This window comes from uncultured Cardiobacterium sp. (assembly GCF_938028825.1).
Classification (GTDB): Bacteria; Pseudomonadota; Gammaproteobacteria; order Cardiobacteriales; family Cardiobacteriaceae; genus Cardiobacterium.
In genome coordinates, this window is sequence record NZ_CALIZP010000074.1 from 1 (window position 1) to 11,361 (window position 11,361).

General features: G+C 58.8%; 8 protein-coding genes, 1 tRNA gene and 1 CRISPR repeat array (1 of these 10 only partly in view). All 9 genes read right to left on the bottom strand.

Annotation, left to right across the window (positions count from 1 at the left end; translation table 11 throughout):
- Positions 1-445 (bottom strand): integrase arm-type DNA-binding domain-containing protein (locus Q0562_RS11185; RefSeq protein WP_298644408.1); only part of this gene is annotated, 445 nt, incomplete at its 3' end.
- Complete coding sequence (locus tag Q0562_RS13815; protein WP_366144770.1) at positions 330-572, bottom strand: Arm DNA-binding domain-containing protein; 243 nt, start codon at positions 570-572, stop codon at positions 330-332. The genes Q0562_RS11185 and Q0562_RS13815, both read right to left, overlap by 116 nt.
- A gap of 130 nt (positions 573-702) precedes the next feature.
- Positions 703-776: transfer RNA gene (locus Q0562_RS11190), tRNA-Gly, on the bottom strand.
- Positions 777-788: 12 nt separating this feature from the next.
- Positions 789-3,869 (bottom strand): efflux RND transporter permease subunit, encoded by a 3,081-nt coding sequence (locus Q0562_RS11195; RefSeq protein ID WP_298644410.1) that lies wholly within the window; start codon positions 3,867-3,869, stop codon positions 789-791.
- A 142-nt stretch (positions 3,870-4,011) separates the two neighbouring features.
- Positions 4,012-5,067, bottom strand: coding sequence for an efflux RND transporter periplasmic adaptor subunit (locus Q0562_RS11200; RefSeq protein WP_298644412.1), 1,056 nt, complete (start codon positions 5,065-5,067; stop codon positions 4,012-4,014).
- Between the two features lie 146 nt (positions 5,068-5,213).
- The gene (locus Q0562_RS11205; RefSeq protein ID WP_298644414.1) at positions 5,214-6,686 is read right to left on the bottom strand and encodes a hypothetical protein; all 1,473 of its coding nucleotides are present in this window, start codon (positions 6,684-6,686) and stop codon (positions 5,214-5,216) included.
- A gap of 47 nt (positions 6,687-6,733) precedes the next feature.
- Positions 6,734-8,302 carry an SLC13 family permease gene (locus tag Q0562_RS11210; protein WP_298644416.1) on the bottom strand — a complete coding sequence of 523 codons (1,569 nt, stop codon included), beginning with the start codon at positions 8,300-8,302 and terminating at the stop codon, positions 6,734-6,736.
- Between the two features lie 69 nt (positions 8,303-8,371).
- Complete coding sequence (locus tag Q0562_RS11215; protein WP_298644417.1) at positions 8,372-9,094, bottom strand: hypothetical protein; 723 nt, start codon at positions 9,092-9,094, stop codon at positions 8,372-8,374.
- Positions 9,018-9,488 carry a CYTH domain-containing protein gene (locus Q0562_RS11220; protein ID WP_298644419.1) on the bottom strand — a complete coding sequence of 157 codons (471 nt, stop codon included), beginning with the start codon at positions 9,486-9,488 and terminating at the stop codon, positions 9,018-9,020. Before Q0562_RS11220 ends, Q0562_RS11215 begins: the two co-directional genes overlap by 77 nt.
- Positions 9,489-10,149: 661 nt before the next feature.
- Positions 10,150-11,361: direct repeats of the CRISPR family, unit length 36 nt; unit sequence GTCTTAATCCCTTTGGTTCAGGGACGTTTTTTATTC; it runs 1,320 nt beyond the window's last position.

An 11,361-nucleotide genomic window follows, 5' to 3' on the forward strand; every position in this document is an offset into this window, starting at 1 on the left:
GTCTTCGTAAAACTTGCACTTTGCTATATCTTTCAGCGGGTTTCATTTTTTTGTCATGTATGAAGAATTCTTGCAGTATCGGCAAAATCTGCATGGGCTCAATTTCAGTAACGGGGTGACTACCGATGCGTGGATACATAAATCTCTCCAAGCTGCTCTTTGTTGATTGATGATGCTTTGGACTCCATTTCTTGATGTCAGCACGATAAGCCAGCCATTTCTCAGCAACATCAGCAAAGGTATGTTCCAGTGCCACGGTATGCCCTTGACGCAATTGTTTGGCAGCTTGCTTTGGGTCCGTACCGCGAGCAATCAGCAATTTCACTTCATCACGACGTTGTAGAGCCTGTTTCAGGCTCACTTGTGGATAAGCACCAAAAGATACGGACTGCTGTTTTTTTGCTGCCTGGAAGGCGATAGTAAAGTCGCCAGTATTTTTTCTCATCGGGTGTCACCTGCAAGCACAGGCCACCGCCGTCAAAATACTTCTTCACATTTTTTTCCGGGGCTGCTGCATTCCGGCACTGTATTTCTGTTAACGCCACTTTCGGTACTACACACTGATTTAGCACTACAAATAGTACTACAAAAAACTTGGACTGATGTGGTAACTGCTGGTTACGTCTGGTGCATAAAAAAGCCCCAAAAGCCTCACCGTTATTGGCGATTTAGTCACTTCTGGAGCTTCGTGGTTCTGAAACTTGGAGCGGGTGAAGGGAATCGAACCCTCGTCGTAAGCTTGGGAAGCTTCTGCTCTGCCATTGAGCTACACCCGCAATGGGCGCGGATTATACGCGTTCTGTCTGCTTTGTGTCAGCGGCGTGCTGTGGTTTTTTCCGCCGCAGGATATCCCCCGCGCCTTCCATCAGGCTGTACACCACCGGGATGACGACGAGGCTCAGAAGCGTCGAGGTAACGAGGCCGCTGATGACGGCTATCGCCATCGGCTGGCTGAAGGTCGGGTCGCCTTTGCCCCAGCCGAGCATGAGCGGGGTCATGCCCGCGCCCATCGCCACGCTGGTCATGATGATGGGGCGGGCGCGTTTGTGGCAGGCGTCGAGGATGGCGGCGTGGCGCGGCAGGCCGTCGCGCCTCTCGGCGATGATGCTGTAATCGACGAGGAGGATGGAGTTTTTGCTGGCGATGCCCATCAGCATGATGAAGCCGATCATGGAGCTCATGCTGATGCTGTTGCCCGCGAGCAGGAGGCCGGCAAAGGCGCCGCCGATGGACAGCGGCAGCGCCATGAGGATGGTGAAGGGTTGCAGGACGCGGTGGAAGAGGAGGATGAGGATGGCGAGGATGCAGAAGATGCCGACGCCCATTGCCAGCACGAAGCCCTCGAACAGTTCTTTCATGTTTTCCGCCTGGCCTTCGTCGAGGGCGCGCACGGCGGGGGGCAGGTGCTGCATGGTCGGGGTGTTGCGCACGGCGCTGACGAGTTCACCGAGGGCGCCGCTGCCGACCTGAGTGGTGATGCGGATTTCGCGGGCGCGGTCGAAGCGGGTGATTTGCGCAGGCCCCCCGCCGAAGTCGAGGCGGGCGACGTCGCCGACGCGCACGCTGCCGCCCGTGGTGCGGATGGCGAGGTCGTGCAATGTCGCGAGGTCGGCGCGGGCGGCGGCGGGCAGGCGGACGATGATGGGGATTTGCCGACTGTCGAGGTTCAGTTTGGCGAGGCGCTGTTCGTAGTCGCCTTGCGTCGCGATGCGCAGGGTGTCGGCGATTTGCGCGGTGGTTACGCCGTGGTCGGCCATGCGCAGGGCGTCCGGGGTGATGCGCAGTTCTTCGCGGGCGAGGCTTTTGGTGCTGCTGACGGTGCCGGCGTTCGGCAGGGCGCGGATGTCGCGCATCAGCGCTTGCGCGGTGTCTTCGAGCAGGCGCGGGTTGTCGCTGGTCAGCGAGACGATGTAGCCGGGCGTGCCGCCGTTGCTGAGGCCGACGCTGAAGCGTGCGCCGGGGATGCTTTCCAGGCGGCGGGTGATGTCGTGTTCGATGCTGTTTTTGGCGGGGCGTGTGCCGCGCGGCGCAAGGACGATGTCGAGGTTGGCGCGGTGGCGCGCTTTGCCGCCGATGCTGCCGATGGTCTGCGTCTGCTCGCCGATGGTGCTGAAGATGTGGTCGATGCCGCCGATGTCGGCGATGGCGCGGCGCACCTGCTCGCTGACGGCGCGGGTATCGCGCAGGACGGCATCGGGGGTGAGTTCGATGATGACGCGGGTCTGGTCCATATCGTCATCGGGCATGAAGGTGCTGGGCAGGTGGCGGGCGAGGCCGAGCGAGAGGGCGAACAGGCCGATGGTGAGGGCGAGCGTCGTCCAGCGCCAGCGCAGAACGAGGGCGACGGCGGCGAGGTAGGCGCGCATCAGCAGGCCGTCGCCGCGTGCGGCGTGCTCAGGTTCGGGGCGCAGGATGTAGGCGGACATCATCGGCGTGACCAGGCGGGCGACGACCAGCGAGAAGAAGACGGCAATCGCCGCCGTCCAGCCGAACTGGCGGAAGAACTGGCCGATGACGCTGCCCATGAAGGCGGTCGGCAGGAAGACGCCGATCAGGGTGAAGGTGGTGGCAATCACCGCCAGGCCGATTTCATCCGCCGCTTCCATCGCCGCATCGTAGGGCGATTTGCCGCCGCGCAGGTGGCGGATGATATTCTCGATTTCGACGATGGCGTCATCCACCAGCACGCCGATGACCAGCGACAGCGCCAGCAGCGAGACGATATTCAGGGTGAAACCCAGGAGCCACATGACGAGGAAGGCGGGGATGACCGACAGCGGCAGGGCGATGGCGGCGACCAGCGTCGCCCGCCAGTTGCGCAAAAAGAGGAAGACGACGACGACGGCGAGCAGCCCGCCTTCCAGCAGCATATTAAAGGAATGGTGGTAATCGTCCTCGACCGGCGTGGCGCGGTCATAGACTTTGGCGATGGCAAACTGCGGATAATCCGCCTGAATGCGTGCCAGCTCCGCCTCGACCGCGTGCGCGACCGCCACCTCGCTCGCGCCCCGGCTGCGGGTGATGGTGAAGGCGACCACCGTCTCGCCGTCATAGAGCGCCAGCGAATCCGCTTCCGCCGCGCCGTCGCGGATGGTGGCGAGATCGCCCAGACGATAAGCACCGCCCGCCGTGCGGATTTGCCGGTCTGCCAGCGCGGGCGCATACGACAGCGCCCCCAGCGCGCGGATCGTCTGCTTGCCGTCGCCGATCTGCGCCTCGCCGCCCGCCGCATCGCGTTGCAGCGCGAACAACTGCTGCTGCAATTCCGTAATCGTCAGCCCCAGCCCCTGCAACTTCACCGGATCGGGCAAGACCTCCACCGTGCGCGCCTCGCCGCCGATGCGGTCCACACTGCCGACGCCGGGAATCGCGGTCAGGCGGCGGTTCAGGCGGTCATCGACAAACCACGACAGCGCCAGCGTATCCATCCCGCGCGCCGACACCGAAAAGGTGAGCAGCGGCAGCCCCGTCGTCCCCAGCTTGCTGATGACCGGCTCGTTCGCATCCGCCGGCAGGTCGCTGCGAATCTCGCCGATGGCCGAGCGCACCTCGTCCAGCGCCTCCTGCAAATCCTTTTCCAGGCGGAACTCGACAATCGTGGTGGATACCCCCGTCTGCAACACGCCGCGAATCTTCTTCACCCCGTCGATGGAGGCCACCTGACTCTCCACCTTCTTGGCAATATCCGTTTCCAGCTGCGGCGGCGCGGCACCGGGCAGCGTGACCGTAACCATCACCACCGGAAAATCCATATCGGGAAACTGCTGAATCTTCATCTCGCGGAAGGCATGGATGCCGCCGAGGGTGAGCAGGATGAAGAGCAGAATCGTGGCGAGCGGGTTGCGGATGGACCAGGCAGAAAAATTCATGACTTACTTCCGGTTAAAACGGCGGGACAAAAACAAAGACCAGCGGGACAACGCCGCTTGGCGGGCGATAAAAAACCAGCGATTCCTCGCCTGGCGGCAGTCCGAGAACCCGACATTTCTCCCGCTTGGCAGCAAGACGCCATCACTCCCCCGCCACCACGCGCACCACATCGCCATCCTGCAAGAAACTGCCGCCGCGCAAGACAAAGCGCGCATCCGCCGCCAGCCCCTCGCGCACCACCACCCGCTCGCCGAGGCGTTCGCCCAGCGACACCGTGCGCCGCGCGGCGCGGTTGTCGCCATCCACCAGCACCAGCAAGTCATAACCATCCTCGCGCACCACCGCCGACGCCGGCACCGTCAGCACCGTTTCCCCGCCGAGGGCAAACGCGCCACGCACAAACATTCCGGCGCGCAGCGGCGCATCTTGCGGCACATCGACAAACACTGTAACCAGCCGCGACGCCGCATCCGCCGTCGGCGCCAGCTTGCGCACCCGTCCATTTACCGCCGTCCCGCCCACCGCGAGATGTGCCACCGTGCCCGAACGAAGCGCCGCCGCCGCATCCGGCGTGACCTGCGCCCGCCATTCCAGCGCGCCATTCACCTGCACCGTAAAGAGCGGCAGCCCGACCGCCGCCGTCATGCCAAGCTCTGCCGGACGCGCGGTGATGATGCCCGCCGCCGGGGCGCGCACCTGCGCATAACCCAGACGCAACTGCGCGAGACGCAACGCCGCCTGCGCACCATCCAGCGCCGCCTGCCCGTCGCGTTCGGCGGTGAACAACTGCTCGGCATCATTGACACTGAATGCACTGTCCTTGACCAGCTTGCGCGCCCGCGCCGCATTGCGCCTCGCCTGCGCCAACGCCGCCTGGGCACGGTTCACCGCTGCCTGCGCCTGCGCCACCTCCTGCTGCAAAGGCGCGACATCAAACAAAGCCAGCACCTGTCCGGCCTGCACATGATCGCCGACATCCGCCTTCAACTGGACAAGCGATACCCCAGCCACCTGCGCATTCACCGCCGCCAACTCGCGTGCGGCGACCTCGCCCTCGGCGGCAAGGATGCGCTCGTGCGTGACGCGCTGCGGCGTGCCGAGCTGCACGGTGAGCGCGGGCTTCTCCGCCGCCGGTGGCACCTCCTGCGCCCGCAAGGCAGCGGCCAAAAAAGCGAGGAAAAATAGCAGATATTTCATGTGGTCGGCTCCTTACCATTAGCAGGCGGGCAGTGTAGCAGATGCACACGGATGGAAATTGCGCCGCCGCCCATAGCCGCGCGCCCCCGGCGTCAGGCAGGGCGGTCAAAAGACCGCGATAGTGCGGCGCGGCTTTCCCCGCGCCGTCATTCGCCCGTGCCGCCGTCGGTGTCCGCTGTTGCTGCGGCGGCAAATTGCAGCGGCTGGATCATTTCCAGGCGCTTGATGCCGGCGGCGTTCACCACCAGGCGCACCAGCTCGCTCGCTTGCTGCCCGGCATAGTCGATGCGGCGGATCATGTAGATGTGGTAGATGCGTTCGCCCCGGCTGTCGCCGTTTTCGTCTTCGGGCAGTGGCAGCGGCTCGAAGAGGTTGTCGATTTGTTTGAGGAAGTCGGCGATGTTGAAGCGGATGATGTCCACGATGGAGTACTGGGTGCGCTCGAAGAGTGCCGGGCGGTTGTGCAGGGTGACGTCTTTCTTGTAGAGGAGGATGTCTTCGTCGCGCTGGTCGTTCAGCAGTTGCAGCCAGTGCCCCCGCTCGCGCAGGGCGGCGATGTCCGGCGGCAGCAGGTCGTGCTCGACGAAGCGGTAGTTTTCGCGGCAGCCGCCGACGATAGTTTTTTCGCCACGGTAGATGACGAGGCGCCGGTCAGGAATCCATTTGCGGAAGAGGCGCAGCAGTTGTTCGCGGCCAATGTCTTTCATGCGGTCTTTGAAGATGTAGGCGATGACGACGGCCATGAAGAGGTTGCTGCTCAGCGCGCCGTATTTGCCCTGCCAGAAGAAGGCGACGAAGGTGGCGAAGATCATGGCAATCGCTGCCGCCACTGCATAGACGGTGTGCATGAGCAGCGGGTTGCCTTTTTTGCGGCGCACATCGAGGTAGAGGTAGCGGTTGATGTATTTTTTCAGGGCGCTCCAGCGGTAGAGGACTTCTTCGTTGTTGCCCGCCGCTTCCGGCATGCTCGCCGGGTAGTGGTTGCGGCAATAGGCGGTTTCATCCCGCCACAGCGCGCGGATGGCGGCGCGTGCGGGCACGTCGGCGGGCGCGGCGAGGCGGCGCAGGTAGTACACGGTCATCAGCGTGAGGTATTCGTCGCAGTAGCGGAAGGCGGCGGAATGCAGCGCGGTTTCCAGCGGAGCGGTTTGGGCGGCGAGGGCGCGGTAGGCGGCGAGCGCGGCACGGATGGCGGCGAGGGTGGCGCGGACGGTGGTTTCGTTTCTTTTCTGCGGGTTTTTTTCGATGAGCTTGACGGCAAGGCGCAGGGCGCGTTTATAGGTGAGCGCGTAGCGTTTCAGGGTATTTTCGTAGTCGTCCAGGGTCAGCGCCGGGTCGCGCTGCGCCGTCGTCAGCCAGGCGGCGAGGGTGTCAAGCGCGCCGCCCGCTTCGCTGAGGTGGGCGATTTTTTCGGTCGGCGGGCGCAGGCGGACGTAGTTTTTCAGGCTGCGGCGGAAGTCGCTGGTGGCATAGAAGTCGGGATTGATTTGCAGGGCGGAGGGCAGGAAGAACCAGGTATCAATGCGGTAGCGGATTTCTTTGGCGTGGCGGTCGAAGAGGACTTTCTGCTTGATTTCAAGCTGGTGTTTGCCATGCGCCTTGACGGATTCTTTAATCATGCCCTGTCCCTGTTTACCCCCCCCCTCTGTAAAAGAGGGGGGATGACTTACCACAAGCGGCTGTTAAAGCCCATGAGCGGCATGACGTAGTGCGTCCACAGGATGAGGATGATCCAGATGAGGATGAGCTGGATGATGCCATATTTGAAGGAATCGCCGGTGGAGTACTGGTCGGTGAGGTAGCTGATGTTGGCGGGTTTGGAGTTGAAGTAGAGCACATAAACCTGGTTGATCATGAAGCCCATCGGCAGGCAGAAGCCGACCAGATCCCAGTGGTAGCGCTGGGCGATGGCGATGATGATCGGGAAGAGGATGATGGTGCGCGCGGTTTTGCTTTCGCTGATAAGGGTGGTGAAGCCGAAGACGGCGCTGAGGACGGCGAAGACCAGCACTTTGCCCGCACCCTGCGGGTCGATGTTCCAGTGGTCGAAGGCGCGGTGCACGTAGAGGCCGACGATGTCGGTCTGATCCATCATGCCGCCCAGCACATACGCGCCGAAGCTGAACATCATCATGTGCCAGGGGATGTCGGCGTCGTTCCATTTCATCACGCCGATGGCGGGCAGGTTGGAGAACGATGGCATGAGCACGGCGCAGGCACCGGCCAGCGCCACGACTTCGGCCTTGATGCCCGTCCATTTGCCGGTGCACCACAAGGCCAGCACGATGAGGAAGACGACGCCGGCCTTGATTTCCTTCACCTGCACCTTGCCGAGCTTGTCGTATTCCGCACGCAGCCGCGCCATACCGCCGGCGAGTTTCGGATGGCTGTCTTCTTCTTTGATGGGGAAGATGAAGCGCGTGCCCGTCCACCAGGCGACCAGGCATTGCACCACGGCGAGCGGGAAGAGGGCGAGGAACCAGTCCTGATAGGTGACGAGCGCGCCCGCCTTTTCCAGCATGGCGACGGCCAGCAGGTTGGCGGCGGAGCCGGTGAGGAAGGCGCTGGCGGAGACATTGTTGGCGAGCAGGTTGAGTAGCACCATGTTGCGCCCGACGTGGTTGCGTGAAGTGCCGCCAGTCGCGCCATAAATGGCGGAAATCACCATGAAAAGCGGCAGCAGCAGCGCGGTTTTCGCCGAAGTGGCGCTGATGAAGGCGCCGAAAATCAGGTTCAGCGCGACGAAGCAGAGGAAGAGCATGGTCAGCCGTTCCTTGGTGCGCAGCACGAGGATGAGCGAAATGCGCTTGGCAAGCCCCGTCGTCACCAGGGCGCTGGCGAGGATGAAGCTGGCGATGTTGAGGATCATCACCGGTTCACCGAGCATGGCGAAAGCGGGGCGCATCTTCATCACCCCGGTGAGGACGACAACGACGATGACCAGCAAGGAAGTGAGGTAATTGGGGATGGCCTCGGTCAGCCAGAGGACTAGCGAGGCGAGGAAAATGCCCATCGCACTGTAACAATGGGCGGGCGGCACCTTCGTCTGTGTTTCAAACAGCTCGATGGTGCCGCACCAGCGCAACTGGAACATCAGGAAGAGCAGCACGGCGAGCGGCACACCGATCAGTTTCAGGCGCTGCATGATTGGCCCGGCTTTAATTTCCTTGAATTTCTCCAACGAATAATTACGCATATCGAGCGGGTCGAATGCGGTTTTATCTATATCGGCCATTATCGACTCCTTAATATATCCACGATTGCCGTAGGGCGGGCTTCAGCCCGCCATCAAATGAATAAATGGCTACGCCATACCGACGACCTGCTTTCCGGCTTTCAGATAATTGATATTGTCGAGTTGGGCAATGCCCAGTTTTTCAGCGGCGGCTTTAATCCCCGCATAATCCTCGCTTTCACAGCAGGCCGTTTCCATCAGGGCACCGTTGAACCATACCTGCGCATATTCGCAGATGATGCCGTCCACACTGAAACCATAACGCATCTTTTCTACCGATACCGTGCATAAATCAGGATGCGCTTTGGCCATTGCTACAAATTCCGCCAATTCATATTGCGCCTTATCGAGGGCAATATCGACTTGCAGGAAACCGAGAATCGTCTGCAAATCCGCCTGGCTCACCGGGAACTGGAATTTGCCGCGCGGCTGGAAAATTTCAAAGCCTTCCGGCGTTTCGCCGACCTTCAGCTTGATATCGAGCAGACTGTCGCGCACCTTGACATTGGCGGCATCCGTTTTTGCCGAGAGAAAATAAATCTCGGCGGGCATACGGCGGGCGGCATACAGCGTCGCTTTCGCGTCCCACATATGCTGCTGCACACCGTGGATAATATCCTTACCGAATACGCGGAATTCGGCGCGTGGGGTAATCTTCGCGGCATCGGCGGCAGAAGTGGCGACATTCTTGGCATAGGTATTCATGGCGGCCTCTCTATTTATCCCAGGTTGTATAAGGATTCTTGACCAGATTGGAATTGAAATAGCGTGGATCGGATGAAATCTCTTCACCCACCCAGGCGGGTTTCTCGAAAGCCTGCGATTCGCTGGTGAGTTCCACTTCAGCGACAATCAAACCGGCATTGACGCCAAAAAATTCATCAATCTCCCAAGTCAAACCGGCAAAAGGAATCTTATAGCGCGCCTTTTCAATAATCGGTTTCTCGGCGAGATGCTCCAGCATTTGCACACAATCGGCATGCGGGATTTCATATTCATATTCCTGACGGGTAACGCCGACGGTCGGGCCTTTCACCGTGAGATAGGCCTTGTCGTCAATCGTGCGGATGCGCACCGTCCGCTCCTTGACGCTGTTGAGATATCCCTGGCGGTAATGCGTCCCCTTGGCGAGCTGCCGCCAGTCGTCGCCGACCACCAAAAACTTGCGTTCGATTTCTTTGGCCATGATGAGCTCCTGTTGTGGGTTTAAATGCGAGTTTGCCACATTGATTCACAAAACAACAATCATGGTTGAGTATGGCGCGCATAAGCTGTGCTTATGTGTTGAAACACACGGATGTACCGCTTGGCGCGCCCAAACTCAAAGCCGGCACAACAAGGGCCCTCCCCATTGGCCGCGCCCCACAAAAACGCGTGTGGGTCCCCGGCGGAGGGGTTGGGAAGAGGGTTAGACAAAGGCGCGCAGTGATAAAACCCGACAACCACGCCGCCTGACGACCCCGGCATTCACACCGCTTGGCGTCGTTCTTCCCAAAAAATACAAAAAACGGGCGGAGCCTGCCCGGTGAGCTAAAGCCCACCCTACGCGCCCCGGCATTTACGCCGCCTGGTGCCATTTGGCATGGCATAACGGCAGAAAGAAAAACGTAGAGACGTTGCTTGGCCTGCAACATCGCAAAAACAAAAACGTCGCGGCAAAACCGGTAATAACGCCGCCTGACGGACATCCAAACCAGAAACTTGCACGAAAAATCCCTTCCCCCGCTTGGCGGGGGAAGGACCGCGTAGCGACTTAAGGGGGATAAGAATCCGGTATTTACACCGCTTGGCAGATTTTTACCGCATGCGAAGTAAAGGATGAAGGAGAGGCACGTTGAGCCAAAATAGGCTTAATCCCTTTGGTTCAGGGACATTTTTTATTCGCAAATATTTGGTGGTTTTCTAACCATCTGTTTGTCTTAATCCCTTTGGTTCAGGGACGTTTTTATTCGAATGTATGAATTGGTAGATAAGCTTGACCCGCAGTCTTAATCCCTTTGGTTCAGGGACGTTTTTTATTGATATTGCGCCATCAATGCATCCATCCTGGATGTGTCTTAATCCCTTTGGTTCAGGGACATTTTTTATTCGCAAATATTTGGTGGTTTTCTAACCATCTGTTTGTCTTAATCCCTTTGGTTCAGGGACGTTTTTATTCGAATGTATGAATTGGTAGATAAGCTTGACCCGCAGTCTTAATCCCTTTGGTTCAGGGACGTTTTTTATTGATATTGCGCCATCAATGCATCCATCCTGGATGTGTCTTAATCCCTTTGGTTCAGGGACATTTTTTATTCGCAAATATTTGGTAGTTTTCTAACCATCTGTTTGTCTTAATCCCTTTGGTTCAGGGACGTTTTTTATCATCACGCGAGGCAGAGAATGCAAGGGCATGGGTAGTCTTAATCCCTTTGGTTCAGGGACGTTTTTTATTCTCTCGCGCCGCGAGGTGGTGGAGACCACTGGCGTCTTAATCCCTTTGGTTCAGGGACGTTTTTTATCGCTCGGTAACTTTAATACCGTCATCATGCTGCGGTCTTAATCCCTTTGGTTCAGGGACGTTTTTTATTCGCTTGAAACCTTTAGGTATTTAAACAATTAAGGGGTCTTAATCCCTTTGGTTCAGGGACGTTTTTTATTCATGGCGCTCACTACTGTGCTGTTAGAGAAAGAAGGTCTTAATCCCTTTGGTTCAGGGACGTTTTTTATTCCCAAGCATATTTAGATATACTTAAATTTATTATGGGTCTTAATCCCTTTGGTTCAGGGACGTTTTTTATTCGAATGGAATGCGGAAACTAAACGTCGTCAAAAGGTCTTAATCCCTTTGGTTCAGGGATGTTTTTTATTCATATTAAATTTGGCAGTCGAACCCACGCGCCGGTCTTAATCCCTTTGGTTCAGGGACGTTTTTTATTCAAATCGCCGCCCTGGAACCGATGCTGCCGGGCTTGTCTTAATCCCTTTGGTTCAGGGACGTTTTTTATTCGAAGGTGCCGCGCCTATATTATTAAGGGCAGAAGCGTCTTAATCCCTTTGGTTCAGGGACGTTCTTTATT